This window comes from Haloarcula sp. CBA1127 (genome assembly GCF_001485575.1).
Lineage (GTDB): Archaea > Halobacteriota > Halobacteria > Halobacteriales > Haloarculaceae > Haloarcula.
In genome coordinates this window covers 841,962-855,317 of the sequence record NZ_BCNB01000006.1, presented here as the reverse complement: position 1 = coordinate 855,317, position 13,356 = coordinate 841,962, and the positions used below count along the sequence as shown (strand labels likewise).

The window sequence follows — 13,356 nt, the reverse complement described above, 5'->3', positions numbered from 1 at the left end:
ATTAATCGTCCGCGGGCTGCTGTTCGATCGACTCGATACCGGGGATGCCCTGAACCCCCATCTCGGCAAGCTCCTGTTTGAGACCCTGTGGGTCCGATACGTCCTGTGAGAGTTCCATCGCCTGGGCGAAGTTCTTCACCAGCCCACAGTTGGGGCCTTCAGGCGTCTCGGAGGGACAGATGCGACCCCACTGGGTCGCGTGCAGGTCCCGTGCTTCGAAGTGTGGCTGGGAGCGGCTGAGCGGCGAGCGCAGTCGGCGGAGGTGTGACAGCACCCCCATGAAGTCTGTCCGGTCGACCAGCTGGCTCACGCCGGAGCGGCCGCCGACCCAGTTCCCCGTCGCGATCGGGTGCTCGAGTCGCTCGGTCAGTACGTCCGAGCGAACGACGGTCGACACCGACAGCTGACGGTTCCGCATGTTGGCCCGTTCCAGCTGGTATTTCACGTCCCGGGCGAGCTTGTTCAGCGCCGTCCGGAACAGGTCGGTCATCAGGTCGCCGCTGACCTTCAGCCGCTTGTTGGCGTAGTGGTCCTTGTCGTCGGATTCGCGGCGTTCGAGTGCGAGTTCGAAACACGCCTCGGCCATCCGACAGAGGTAGAATGCTTTGTTGATGCGGACCTCTTCTTCCTCGACGCCTTCCTCGTGCAGATGCGGGAGGAGATAGCGATCGATGACGTAGTTGGCCCGCTTGAGCTGGTAGTTCTTGCCCTGCCCGGAGGCGACACGCTTGCCCAGCGTCTCGATGGCTTCCTCGGTCGTCTGGACTTCAGCCTCCTCAAGATTCTCCAGCATGAACTTCACGATTTCCGGGTCCTCGCTGACGCGGTGGACGATCTCCTCGTCCGACTCCAGCCCCAGCGCGCGGACCAGCGTGACGAAGTCGATACTGCCCGAGACGGACGGGAACGAGACTTCCAGCAGCCCGTCCCGCGTTCGTTCACACAGCACCAGTGCGCGGTAGCCACGGCGCTGGGAGAAGGTCTTGGCGACCTGCACCTCGTCGCCGTACTTGGTGTCGTACTCGGCCAGAATCTTGTTCGGGGCGAGGTCCTCACTGGTCATCAGCACCCGCTCGGAGCCGTTGACACAGAAGTAGCCACCGGGGTCTGCAGGGTCCTCGCCGATGTCGATGAGCTCCTCGTCGGTGAAGCCCGCGATGTTACACTTGTTCGACCCGACCATGATGGGCATCCGCCCGATCTTGGTCTCCGTCCGGTCGACAACTTCCTCCGGTTCTTCCTCGCCACCGCGAACGATGGCCATCTCCATGAACACCGGCGCGGAGTAGGTGATGTTTCGAAGTCGGGCTTCCTGCGGGTACAGCAGTTCCTCGCTGCCGTCAGCTTCGCGGACCCGTGGGGTGACGACGCGGACGTCGCCGAGTTCGACCCACACCGGTTCCTGCCCTTCCTTGTCACCGATGTCGGTCTCGATGGTTTCCTTCTCGTCGACGACCTGCTGCATTCCCCGGTCGAGGAATGCGTTGAACGAGCGGAAGTGGTGTTCGGCGAGCCGTTCCTTGGCGAAATATTCACGCGATATAGCGCGGCGATCTTGTGTGTCCATTATTCTACCACCAGTCGGTACACGACGGCTTCATCCGTCGTTCTGGAGTCGCGGACGATCCGAACTACGTCACCGACTTCGGCGTCATCGGGCAGCGCCTTGTCGGTGCGTTTGATCTTCGGAAGGTCCGTTTTCTTGATTTCATACTCCGTGAGTACTGCTTCGAGGTCGTCCTCGTCGACGACACTGTGGTCTGGGACGAGGTCGTGTTGACTTACATCTACCATGTGTGTGCGTGTGCGTTTGGCCTGCTGCTGGAGAAGGTGGCTGTCACGAGATACTACAGGGTCATACTGTCGGGGTTCATATAACACTTGCCAAGTCGCTCTGCCGTGGCTATCGGACCCGCCCACCCTCACGACCTGCGGGCGTGGTTGCTCCTACCAACCACATGAAGCAGACCAGACATAGAACTTTGGGTCCCGTCATGTGCACTCATCCCGAGGCGGGTCGCTTTGGAAAGTCTTAATACCGACACCAAGGTACGAAGAAATGCAACGAAGGCCCGGATGGTGTAGTGGCCCATCATACAACCCTGTCACGGTTGTGACGCGGGTTCAAATCCCGCTCCGGGCGTTCCTATTGCAACCCAACTGACGAGCATCGTGTGGTGGTGTTCGTGGGCTGCCCGGATGGTGTAGTGGCCCATCATACAACCCTGTCACGGTTGTGACGCGGGTTCAAATCCCGCTCCGGGCGTACTTTTGCGGCGAACAAACTCGTGAGCCGCAAATCCGTAATGAGCGGATTTGAATCACGCAAACGCGAGCGCAGCGAGCGTTTGCCCGGGTTCAAATCCCGCTCCGGGCGTTTCTCTCTAACCCAACTCCCCAGCGAGGCGTCTCGTCGCTCTACATCTCACTCTAGTACACACTTTAGTAACCATCAAGTAGGTAGTAAACACCACCTACTGGTCGATAAGACGGCATATACTGATATCACACACCCGGCACAATAGCAGACGTCCGGGGGAGTGCCCCCTTGGCCTGTCATAGTGTCCGTCCACCGGGGTCGGACGTGCTATCACTCCACGCGGTGCGGCATATGTTTTGTGTTGGTTGTAAGGCGTGCCGATTAGCGGCTGCCAGCGACAAACTGTTTACGAGGCCCCGCAAAAGAGGGGCCATGGAGGACGTGGATGGCGAGGAGATGCCCGGCGCGATCGTCGAGGCGTTCCTCGAACGCGAGGAGGGCGTCCGGGCGCTGCTTGAGGAACTGGAGAAGCTCACTATCGAGGGCCGTCACGAGGAGGTCCGCGACCGCGTTCGCAATCTGGCAGACAGCGACGAGTCAGTGTTTTATACCGTGGCATTTAGCCTCACCAACTCCCGGCAGTTCTTCGGCGACGTGGAGGCACAGCTGGACGTGACCGCCGCGGACCGGCTTCGGGACCTCGCCGACACGTTTCCCGCGCTGGCCGAGCCGTTCAATATCGTCCGAACGGAGCGGGCGGACGACCGCCTCAATCCGGTGACGGACACGAGCTACGCAGTGAGCTACCACCGCGGCGTCGAGTCGCCGATGGTGACCTACAGCCCGCTGTCTGGCGAACAAGAGCTGTACGAGTCCCGCGGAACGCCAAGCGAGGTGTTGCGGGTCGCGTCCGACCTCACGAGCGCAACGACCGACGCGCTGGACGTGGCGATGGACAACGACTACTCGGTCAACACGGAGGAGTTGAGTGCGCTCATCGACCGCCGCGAAGAACTAGAGACAGAGCTGAGTAAGCTCCGGGACCAGCTCGACGAACTTCGACGGACGCCAGTTTCGGACGAGTAGCGACTGACAGTTCAGAAACGGATTTGTAGAGCGGTACAGAGGGACAACCCGCGTCGCAGTGCCGCAACTGAGGCGTTTATGTGTCACGACCCTAAATGCACAGATACGATTTGCTATGGGAATGGACCGACTAGAAGACCAGGTCGAAAAGGAGGGGCGGGACCTGTCGATCCTCGAAGCCGTCATCGAAAACGGGCCGATCGGTATCGTTCGGCTCGCCGAGGAGACAGGGGTCCCGAAACACAAGGTACGGTACTCGCTACGGATGCTGGAAGACGACGAACTCATCGAGCCGACGCCACAGGGCGCGATCCCGGTCGACAACATCGACGAGCGGGTCGCAACGATCAACGACGGCATCGACCGGCTGGTCGAACAGCTGGACGGGCTGCGAGACGTGTTTTCGTCCACAGAGTAGCGCCGCCGGGACGACCAGTTGGCACCCGTTTCCGTGGCAGTAACCCTTTTCGAACGCCGACGTGATGGGTCGGTATGGATGTCGCTCTCATCAGCGATTCGCACATCCCCTCCCGGGAACACGAGATTCCGCCGTCGTTCCGGGAACGCATCGAGGTCGCCGACCACGTCATCCACGCCGGTGATTTCGACAGCAAAGGAGCGCTCGCTGACATCCGCCATATGGCGACAGAACTGACCGCCGTTTCGGGTAACATCGACCCAGACATAGGGTTGCCGGAGCGGGCGACAGTCGAACTCGGCGGCGTCACGTTCGTCGTGACACACGGCACTGGCCCGCATCAGGGCTGGGCGGACCGTGTGGCCGCTGCGGTCCGCGAGGAAACCGACAGCAGCGCCGTTGGCGTCGCCGGCCACACCCACGAACAGACAGACATCGTCTACGAGAGTGTACGACTCCTGAACCCCGGAAGTGTCACGGGGGCCTCGCCGGCAGACCACCCGACGATGCTGACCGCGACAGTCGAGGACGGCTCGATTGACGTGGCCCAGCATGAACTGTAGCGCGGTTGGTGAGCGCCGTCGCGACCGCGATGTACCGGCAGCTGTTGCCACTGTTGTCCGGCTTTGCAGCGAACGCGGGTCTTTTTCGGGCAGAGACCGCACAAGTGGTATGGAAGTCTTCGCGGTCGAGGGGGTGCCCGAGGTCCGCCCTGGCGACGACGTGGCCGAACTGCTCGTCGAGCAGGCCGACCTGCGGGACGACGACGTGGTCTGTGTCGCCAGCACCATCGTTTCCAAAGCCAACGGACGCGGGCGGTCGCTGTCATCGTACGACCCAAGCGAGCGCGCCGAGGGCATCGCGGCGACCATCGAGGACATCGCCGACGAGGAGAAGGACCCGCGGATGGCACAGGCGATTCTCGACGAATGCGAGGAGGTGCTGGTCGAAGCCCCCTTCATCCTCGGCGTGACGGAGTTCGGGCACATCACCGTCAACGCGGGCATCGATCGCTCGAACGTGCCCGGCGCGGACCTCCTCTTGCTCCCCGAAGACCCGACAGCGGAGGCCGAAGCGATCCGCGACGGCATCCGCGAGCGGACGGGCGTCGAACCCAGCGTCATCGTCACCGACACGTCGGGGCGGCCGTTCCGCCTCGGCCAGCGCGGCGTCGCACTGGGCTGGGCCGGTCTCCCTGCTTCTCGGGACTGGCGGGGCGAACACGACCGCGACGGCCGCGAACTCGAAGCTACCGTTCAGGCCGTCGTCGACGAACTCGCCGCCGCAGCCAACCTCGTCACCGGCGAGGGCGACGGCGGAACACCTGCCGCAGTCGTTCGCGATTTTGACTTCGGCGACCACGCGGGCAGCGAGCAACTGTTCCGCGACCCGGAGAAGGACGTAGTCAGACAAGCACTCAGAGAGTGGTCCCATGTACGCGATTGAACTCACCCCGGAACACCCGGTCGCACAGCTCGCCTCGTTTGCCGAACAGGCCGAATCGAACGCGCTCGACGCCGTCTACGTCAGCCATCACTACAACAACCGCGACCAGTTCATGTCGCTGACCGCGATGGCCGAGCGGACCGATGAGGTGCTGCTCGGCCCCGGCATCGCCAACCCCTACGAGACGCACCCGGTGACGCTGGCCTCGCGGGTCGCAACGCTCGACGAACTGAGCGACGGGCGGGCCGTCTTCGGCATCGGGCCGGGGGATAAATCGACGCTCAGCAACCTCGGCTTCGGCCACGACAACGCACTGCGGCGCGTGCTTGAGACGTTCACGACTGCGCGGAAGCTCTGGGACGGCGAACGAGTCGACCACGACGGGACGTTCGAGGCCGTCGACGCCGGGCTGAACTACGAGGTCGATGAGATTCCGGTGTACGTCGGCGCGCAGGGGCCGCACATGACCCGGATGGCGGCGAAACACGCCGACGGGGCGCTGTACAACGGCGCGCATCCAAAAGATCTCGCGTGGGCACGCGAGCAAGTAGAAGAGATGGCCGACGAGCGACCCGAAGAATACGGTGAGTTCGACCTCGCAGCCTACGCCAGCGTCTCGGTCGCCGAGGACGAGGCCGAAGCGCGGGAGGCCGCTCGCCCACCGGTCGCGTTCGTCGCCGCGGGGTCGCCGCCGCCGGTGCTCGACCGCCACGGCATCGACCACGAGGCCGCCGACGACATCGGGCAGGCGATCTCGGCTGGCGAGTTCTCGGCCGCGTTCGAGGGCGTGACAGAGGCGATGCTGGACGCGTTCTGTATCGCCGGGACGCCGGAGACAGTAGCTGAGCGGACAGCGGCGTTAGAAGAACACGCTGATAGCGTGGTGTTCGCGTCGCCGCTCGGGCCGGATGTCGAGACAGCTATCGATTTGCTTGGGGCGGTCCTCGACCGCCGGAGCCGCTGAACAACGAAAGCGCGGCCCCCAGCGACAGGTACCCGAAGAAGACGACCGAGACGGTCGTGATGACGGCACCGACGGCGAGCATGAGTGCCGCCAGCGGGTCGTTCAGTGCCACGTCGAGGAACCAGCCGGGCATGTCGATGATGCTCTGGAGCAGTTCCGACAGCAGTCCTTGCATTACCTGAACGTTAGCGTGGCCCTACTTTGCGTTTGCGTTCCCGGTCACCTCGTGGACGCCCGGGAGCCGCTATCGCACAGCACCACGGGCGAACGACCCTACGCAACGGGTTCGAGTTCGGCTGAGAAGTGCCTGAGTTCTTCCATCGGAGGCTCCCAGACGATTTCCAGACCGGAGTACTCCTCGCGATGGTCACGAACACGTGCAGCGGTTTCCGCGATGTGTTCGAGGTGTTCGCGCCAGTACGTCCGGCGAGGCAGGGCGAGACGGACGAGTTCCGGACGGTCGGTCTCGGGGAAGGCAAAGGAGCCGAGTTCGACTGTCCGGACGCCGCCTTCGCGGTAAAGTTCGCAGACGAGCCGTTGTCCGGGGAACTGGTCAGCAGGAATGTCTGGGAGCAGGGTGGCCGCATCGATGTAGACGGCGTGACCACCGGTCGGCGTGACGATCGGGATATCGCGCTCACGCAGAAGGTCGCCGAGGGTTGCGACCTGTTCGATCCGCTCGGCGACGTAGGGCGGCTGGACCGCTTCACGCAGACCAGTGGCCATCGCTTCGAGGTCTCGGCCCGCGAGGCCCCCGTAGGTCGGGAACCCTTCGTACAGGATCGCACGCTGTTTACACTGTTCAAACAGGGCAGCGTCGCGGACGGCGGTGAACCCGCCGATGTTTGCGAGTGCGTCCTTTTTGCCACTCATCGTGATTGCGTCCGCGGGGCGTAACTGCTCGCGGGCAATCTCACTGAGGGGCGTATCGGCGTATTCGGGGTCCCGTTGCTTGATGAACTGTGCGTTTTCAGCGAACCGACAGGCGTCGATGACGAACGTTGCGTCGATTTCCGCGGCGAAGGCGGCTGTCTCGCGGATGTTTTCCATCGACACCGGCTGGCCGGCGGCGGAGTTGTTCGTGATCGTCAGGACGACGGCCGAAACAGCGTCCTGCCCGTGCTGCTCAACGGCGTCCCACCCCCGGTCTGTGGAGAAGTTTCCAGCAAACGTCCCGACACTATCAGTGGTCAGGTCCGTCTCTGCCGGGCAGTCAACCGCGACTGCGCCCTGATTCGTCACGTGTGCGCGGGTGGTGTCAAAATGCGTGTTGTTGAGAACGACGTCACCGTCGTCCAGCAGCGCTCCGAACAGGACGTTCTCCGCGCCGCGGCCCTGATGTGTCGGGACCACGCGGTCGAACCCCATCACGTCGGCAACCGCCTCACGGAAGCGTTTGAACGAGCGCGATCCGGCGTACGCTTCGTCTCCCCGAACTAAGTCCGCCCACTGGTCGTCACTCATCGCGCCAGTCCCCGAATCGGTCAGCAAGTCAATAAAGACATCATCCGCAGCGAGGTTGAAGACGTTGTGTCCGGCCTCGGTGAGCGCGGTCTCACGTTGCTCACGGGGCGGAAGCTGTATCGATGTTACCGATTTGGCCTTATACGAGCGCATGCTGTGTCGCAGTACGCCGACAGACTTATCTTCTATCTGATATTTTGTGTACAGAAGTGGGCTGAGATGTCCATCACCAGACGGGTACGGCTATCGGTGGACACGTCTTTCTGGCAGGCCAAAATAGCGGGCATTTTGAGGCCGCAACTGCTGGAGGAACGTATGAGCGTTCGCGAGGAATTCGACGCGTGGGCGGCCGAAGGCAAAGACAGAGGAATGGAGGACCGGCACTGGCACACCGCAAAGCACGTCCTCGCCCGGATGCCGGTCGAGCCGGGCGACACGGTACTCGACCTCGGGACAGGGTCGGGCTACGCGCTCCGCGCGCTCCGGGACACCAACGACGCCGGTCCTTGCTATGGCCTCGACGGGTCGCCGGAGATGCTCCGGAACGCCCGTGAGTACACGGACGACGACGGTATTGGGTTCCTGCGTGGTGACTTCGACGCCCTGCCGTTTGCGACTGACAGTATCGACCACGTGTTCTCGATGGAGGCGTTCTACTACGCCAGCGACCCGCTACACACTCTCGAAGAAATCGCGCGGGTGCTGCGACCCGGTGGGACCGCCCACATCGCGGTGAACTACTACGAGGAGAACGTCCACTCCCACGAGTGGCAGGAGTTCATCGACATCGAGATGACCCGCTGGAGCGGCCCGGAGTACCGCGAGGCCTTCCGCGAAGCGGGTCTGGCTGTGGCCACACAGGACACGATCCCCGACCGCGAGGTGGAGATTCCGCCGGCAGACGCGTTCCCCACGGACGAGTTCGAGACGCGTGAAGCGATGGTCGAGCGCTATCGCGAACTGGGAACGTTGCTGACCGTCGGCGTCGCCACCGAATAACGGCCGATAGCCAGTCGAGACGCAGATCGAAGGCGGAACGACCGACAGGGTATTTTGTGGCCGCGGGCAAAACCAACGTGTATGGCCGAAGACACCTCGCTGGAGGACTTTCTCGACGCTGGCGACGAGAGCGAGGACGAGGGAGAGAGCGGTACGTCTGCGGAAGACGATACTACAGAGGCGGGAAGCGAAGCCCCCGACGCCGAAGCCACAACCGACGCGGTCGACCCGGCCGTGACGACGTACGCGTGGTCGCCCGAGGGAGCGGCCTGTGCCGAGTGTGGCGAGGTCGTCGAGCGCCGGTGGACACAGGACGGTCTCCTCGTCTGTGGGGCCTGCAAGTGCTGGTGAACCGCGCTTCCGGCCGTGAATCGGATATGTGTTGTTCTCACCCATCCACAGAGTTACATATGCTCACGCCGTAGACGCGGCTACAACTGAACGGCCCGGAGGATGTGGCACCCACACAAGACACTTACTGGTCGACAGGGCAGACTATCCCACCAGTCCCCGTGCCAAGGCGTCGTCCCACGAGAGCGCGACTATGACAGGCACTGACACTCCACACAGTCAACAGTCGGACAGTCCCCTCCGCGACGCCACACGCGTCGCCAATCAGGTGATCGAAAACGTCGAGCAGGTCATCGTCGGACAACACGACGCCATCGAACACATCGTCATCACGCTGCTCGGCCGCGGCCACGTCCTGCTTGAGGATGTCCCCGGCGTCGGCAAGACGATGCTTGCTCGCTCCGTCGCCGCGTCCTTCGACGGCGAGTTCAAGCGCGTCCAGTTCACGCCAGACCTCCTCCCGACCGACGTGACCGGCGTCAACATCTACAACCAGAAGACACAGGAGTTCGAGTTCCGGCCGGGTCCGATTTTCGCCAACGTCGTCCTCGGCGACGAGATCAACCGCGCGCCGCCGAAGACGCAGTCGGCGCTGCTTGAGGCCATGGAGGAACAGCAGGTGTCCGTCGATGGGACCACACATCCCGTGCCACAGCCGTTTACCGTCATCGCCACGCAGAACACGGTCGAACAGAACCGGGCCTACGACCTGCCGATGGCCGAACTCGACCGGTTCATGACGAAACTACATCTCGGCTATCCGAACGAGGCGGCGGAGACGGAGATGCTGGGTGACGTGGTGGGCCACCATCCCATCGAGGACCTCACGTCGGTCGCCACCCTCGATGCGCTGTCCGCCGCCCGGGAAACGGTGGCCGAGGTGGCCGTTGAGGAACCCATCCGCTCGTACGCGACCCGGCTGGCGCGGTACACGCGGGAGAACGCACAACTGGGCGTCAGCCCGCGAGGGAGCATCTCGCTGCTCCGAGCGGCACAGGCCCGGGCCGTGCTCGACGGCCGCAGTTACGTTATTCCTGACGACGTCCAGACGGAAGCGCCAGTTGTCCTCCCACATCGCATCCGCACTGAGAGCAGCGAGCAGGACGCCCGGGCACTCGTCGCGGAGGCACTCGATACCGTCTACGTCGAATGAGACCGACACGACGCGGTTTCGTCGTCCTCGCCGTCGCCGGTGCCGCCCTTCTGGTCAGTGCCAGATTCGGTCAGCCCGGGCTCACCGCCGTCGCCGGCCCGCTGTTCGTCGGCGTGTTCGTCGCCGCCGTGCAGGTTCGCTGGAGCGGCGCGCCGACTGTCGAACGGAGTCCCCTCCGCCGTGGCTTTCCCGGCGAGACGAGGACCGTCGAGTTCCGCGTTGACGGGAGCGGCATTGCGACGGTCACCGCTCGGCTTTCCGCGGGGCTTGATGGCGAGACGACGGTCACCAGGTCTCTGCCGGCGACGGTGGCATACCGGGTCACCTACACGGCCCGGGGTGAGCAACGGGTCGGCCCCGCCGAGGTGACGGTGACGGACGCGCTGGGACTTATCAGAGAGAGCTACACCATCGGGAGCAGGGCCGACGTGCTGGTGTATCCGCCCGTCTATCGGCTGGGCGGAGCAGACGCGTTCGCGCGAACATTCACGCCGGAGAGCGAGGACCGGCAGTCGTTCGACCGACTGCGGGAGTACGTCAGCGGCGACTCCTTGCGGGACGTCCACTGGAAATCCAGCGCCAAGCGCGAGGACCTGTTAGTCAAGGAGTTCACTGACAACCGGAGCGACCGGACCCTGCTCGTTGCCGCGGAAGCCCAGCAGGGCCACGCCGACGAGATGGCCGCCGCGGCGGCGACCATCACGATGGCCGCGCTGGAGAGCGGTCTGGCCGTCGAACTCGCCGTTCCGAACGGTGCGGTCGAGCAGGGGTACGGCGACACCCACCGGACGCGACTGCTCGAACTGCTGGCCCGGGCTGACGCGGGCCAGACCGACCGGGTGGACGACGCCGATGTGATTGTCACAGCCAACGGCGACGGGGTCACGGTGTCGGTCGACGGCCGCCGCCAGTCCTTCGCTGCTGTGACCGCCAGTCGAGACAACCCCATCGCGGGGGAGGTGAACGGATGAGCGCCGCAGTCACAGAGCGTGTCCGCGACCGGATCCCCTGGAGCGGGTCACGAATACTGGCGCTGCTTGCGGCGGCGCTAGCCATCGGCGCGCCGCTGCGGACGATGTACTATCTCAGCGACGTGGTCGGCGACCCGACCCTGTTTCTGGCGCTCACCGCGCTCTCGCTCGTCGGCGCGACGCTGCTGGCCCGCGTGCTCAGACCGCCTCTCGCGATCGGCGTCGGCGCAGTGCTGTTCGCCGGCGGGCTCGGCGCGTACATTCTGAACCTCTCGACGAATCCGGCGATAACAGAGCTTCTGGGCGACACCGCTGCCCTGCTGACCGGGCGGTCGTTGCTCCAGATAGCCAAGGTCAGGCTGTGGGTGCTGTCGTTCGCGCCGGCACCGGTGTTTCTGACGTGGTACTTCGCGCTGCGGCGCTGGTACGTGACGGCGACGATGGCGGCCGGCACAGCGCTCGCGTTCTTCGCTCTGACGACCGACGCCGGCGTGGTGACGACGCTGCTGGGCGTGGTCGGCATCGCGGCGACGATCGGCTTCGGGACGCTCGATACGCTGTCGGCGGACGAGCCGGCGGACCTGACGAAGCGGCCCGATGCGATGTCCGGCAGCAGCGAGACGGGACAGACGGACGACGACAGCGAGGGCATCGACGCCGGGCGGCGTGCCGTCCTCGAACAGCTGGCGGCGATAATCGTCGTCCCGGCGGCGCTCTCGCAGATCCCGATTACCCGGGACAGTTTGCTGTCGTACGACGACGGGTCAGGAGGCCAGACCGTCGAGGGGAGCCTCTTCGACGCCGGGGAGTCACTCTCGGTGCTCGGGAGCATCTCGCTGACGCCGGAGATACGGTACACGGTCGAAAGCGAGGAACCGCGCTACTGGCGGGTCGCCTCCTACGACCGCTACACCGGCAACGGGTGGGTTCGGACGGGGAACCCCATTCCGTACGAAGACCAGCGGCTCGACTCTCCTGAGGGGGAGACCCGGACGCTTCGACAGGAGTTCCGGGCGGAGTCGACCATCGGGACCGTCCCGACTGCCTGGAAGCCCGTCCGCTACTCGGGGGGGCCGTCGGTATCGGTCTCCAGCGAGGGCGGGTTCCAGCCCGACGACACGCTGTCGACGGGCGACAGCTACGAAGTCAGAAGCGAACTGCTCGTGGCAACCCCCGACGGGCTGCGTGCGGCCGGCACTGACTACGACGACGCGACTGTGGAGCTGTACACCCAGCTCCCCGACAGCACGCCGGACCGGGTCGGGGAGCGGACGGCGATTCTCACCGCGAACGCCGAGAACCCCTACGAGACGGCGCTGGTCGTCGAGCGGTGGCTGCAGGACAGCAAGGGCTACTCACTCGATGTCGACCGCCCCGATTTCAACGTCGCGGACGCCTTCCTCTTCGAGATGGACGAAGGGTACTGCGTCTACTTCGCGACGACGATGGTGACGATGCTCCGGACCCAGGGCATCCCGGCACGCATGACCGTCGGGTACACCGCCGGCCAGCGAATCGACGAGAACCAGTGGGTCGTGCGCGGGCTCAACTCTCATGCCTGGGTCGAGGTGTACTTCCCCGAACAGGGCTGGGTACAGTTTGACCCGACGCCATCCGGGCCGCGTGAGGCGGTCAGACAGCAACGTATCGAAGACGCGAGTTCGGACGAATCGTCGCCCACCGTCGGCGACGGGAACCCGGTAGAGCAGTACACGCCATCCGACACGTCGACGCCCGCCCCGCTGACTGAGACCAACGGGACCGAGACCGAGCCGACGGAGACACCAACGGCCACGGAATCCGACACACCCACCGGCACAGCAGGGGAGTCAGACACGGACGAGAGAAGGGAGCTGCGCCTGCCGGAGCTCCCGTCACGCGAGGAGATGACGCTCGGCGTCGTTGCACTGCTCGGCATCGCGGCGGGCGCGCGTCGGTCCGGCCTCAGCGGGCGAGCCTACCGGGCGGTGTGGCTGCGCTACCAGCGCCGCGTGGACCCCGAGACCGACGTCGAGCGAGCGTTCCAGCGGGCCATGCACGTCCTCGGGAAGGAACACCGGGGCCGCAAGGACGGCGAGACGGTACGGGCGTATCTCGACGCGATAGAGGCCGATGACCGGGTCCGGCGGCTGGCGGCGCTACGAGAACAGCTCCGGTACGGCGGCGAAGTGAGCGAGGCGATGGCCGACGAAGCCGTCGAAATCGCCGACGGGATCGTCTCCGAGCGATAGTCCCCGACAGTGT

The 13,356-nt window shown here is 64.5% G+C and carries 14 protein-coding genes and 2 tRNA genes; 12 read left to right on the top strand and 4 right to left on the bottom strand.

Features of this window, described 5'->3' with window-relative positions:
• Position 1: 1 nt before the first annotated feature.
• Positions 2 to 1,567 carry a DNA-directed RNA polymerase subunit B'' gene (locus AV059_RS08920; protein WP_058994033.1) on the bottom strand — a complete coding sequence of 522 codons (1,566 nt, stop codon included), beginning with the start codon at positions 1,565 to 1,567 and terminating at the stop codon, positions 2 to 4.
• Positions 1,567 to 1,794, bottom strand: a complete 228-nt coding sequence (locus AV059_RS08915; protein ID WP_004959115.1) for a DNA-directed RNA polymerase subunit H — start codon at positions 1,792 to 1,794, stop codon at positions 1,567 to 1,569. The genes AV059_RS08920 and AV059_RS08915 overlap by 1 nt, the downstream gene beginning before the upstream one ends.
• A gap of 276 nt (positions 1,795 to 2,070) precedes the next feature.
• Here AV059_RS08915 and AV059_RS08910 point away from each other — a divergent pair.
• The 7 genes from AV059_RS08910 (at position 2,071) to AV059_RS08880 (ending at position 6,174) form a co-directional block, all read left to right on the top strand.
• A tRNA-Asp gene (locus tag AV059_RS08910) sits at positions 2,071 to 2,143 on the top strand.
• Between the two features lie 50 nt (positions 2,144 to 2,193).
• Positions 2,194 to 2,266: transfer RNA gene (locus tag AV059_RS08905), tRNA-Asp, on the top strand.
• Between the two features lie 426 nt (positions 2,267 to 2,692).
• The gene (locus AV059_RS08900) at positions 2,693 to 3,346 is read left to right on the top strand and encodes a hypothetical protein (RefSeq protein WP_005537126.1); all 654 of its coding nucleotides are present in this window, start codon (positions 2,693 to 2,695) and stop codon (positions 3,344 to 3,346) included.
• 121 nt (positions 3,347 to 3,467) lie between these two features.
• Positions 3,468 to 3,764 carry a winged helix-turn-helix transcriptional regulator gene (locus AV059_RS08895; RefSeq protein ID WP_195156642.1) on the top strand — a complete coding sequence of 99 codons (297 nt, stop codon included), beginning with the start codon at positions 3,468 to 3,470 and terminating at the stop codon, positions 3,762 to 3,764.
• Positions 3,765 to 3,838: 74 nt separating this feature from the next.
• Positions 3,839 to 4,327 carry a metallophosphoesterase family protein gene (locus AV059_RS08890; RefSeq protein WP_058994031.1) on the top strand — a complete coding sequence of 163 codons (489 nt, stop codon included), beginning with the start codon at positions 3,839 to 3,841 and terminating at the stop codon, positions 4,325 to 4,327.
• A gap of 109 nt (positions 4,328 to 4,436) precedes the next feature.
• Positions 4,437 to 5,210, top strand: a complete 774-nt coding sequence (locus AV059_RS08885) for a coenzyme F420-0:L-glutamate ligase (protein ID WP_058994029.1) — start codon at positions 4,437 to 4,439, stop codon at positions 5,208 to 5,210.
• Positions 5,197 to 6,174 (top strand): 5,10-methylenetetrahydromethanopterin reductase, encoded by a 978-nt coding sequence (locus AV059_RS08880; RefSeq protein ID WP_058994027.1) that lies wholly within the window; start codon positions 5,197 to 5,199, stop codon positions 6,172 to 6,174. Before AV059_RS08885 ends, AV059_RS08880 begins: the two co-directional genes overlap by 14 nt.
• Here the strand turns inward: AV059_RS08880 and AV059_RS08875 are convergent.
• Both AV059_RS08875 and AV059_RS08870 read right to left on the bottom strand, forming a co-directional pair.
• Complete coding sequence (locus AV059_RS08875; protein ID WP_058994025.1) at positions 6,131 to 6,349, bottom strand: hypothetical protein; 219 nt, start codon at positions 6,347 to 6,349, stop codon at positions 6,131 to 6,133. The two genes, AV059_RS08880 and AV059_RS08875, sit on opposite strands and share 44 nt — an antisense overlap.
• Positions 6,350 to 6,447: 98 nt before the next feature.
• Entirely contained in the window at positions 6,448 to 7,791 is a 1,344-nt protein-coding gene (locus AV059_RS08870) for a tryptophanase (RefSeq protein WP_058994023.1), read from the bottom strand.
• Positions 7,792 to 7,953: 162 nt separating this feature from the next.
• Between AV059_RS08870 and AV059_RS08865 the strand changes: the two genes are divergently transcribed.
• From AV059_RS08865 to AV059_RS08845, 5 genes are all read left to right on the top strand, one after another.
• Positions 7,954 to 8,637: a class I SAM-dependent methyltransferase gene (locus tag AV059_RS08865; RefSeq protein WP_058994021.1), complete on the top strand. Its 684-nt coding sequence runs from the start codon at positions 7,954 to 7,956 to the stop codon at positions 8,635 to 8,637.
• Positions 8,638 to 8,718: 81 nt separating this feature from the next.
• Positions 8,719 to 8,988, top strand: coding sequence for a hypothetical protein (locus AV059_RS08860; protein ID WP_058994019.1), 270 nt, complete (start codon positions 8,719 to 8,721; stop codon positions 8,986 to 8,988).
• 193 nt (positions 8,989 to 9,181) lie between these two features.
• On the top strand, positions 9,182 to 10,141 hold the full coding sequence (locus tag AV059_RS08855) for a MoxR family ATPase (RefSeq protein WP_058994017.1): 960 nt from the start codon (positions 9,182 to 9,184) through the stop codon (positions 10,139 to 10,141).
• Entirely contained in the window at positions 10,138 to 11,112 is a 975-nt protein-coding gene (locus tag AV059_RS08850) for a DUF58 domain-containing protein (protein WP_058994015.1), read from the top strand. The genes AV059_RS08855 and AV059_RS08850 overlap by 4 nt, the downstream gene beginning before the upstream one ends.
• Complete coding sequence (locus AV059_RS08845; protein ID WP_058994013.1) at positions 11,109 to 13,343, top strand: DUF3488 and DUF4129 domain-containing transglutaminase family protein; 2,235 nt, start codon at positions 11,109 to 11,111, stop codon at positions 13,341 to 13,343. The genes AV059_RS08850 and AV059_RS08845 overlap by 4 nt, the downstream gene beginning before the upstream one ends.
• The last annotated feature ends 13 nt before the right edge of the window (positions 13,344 to 13,356 follow it).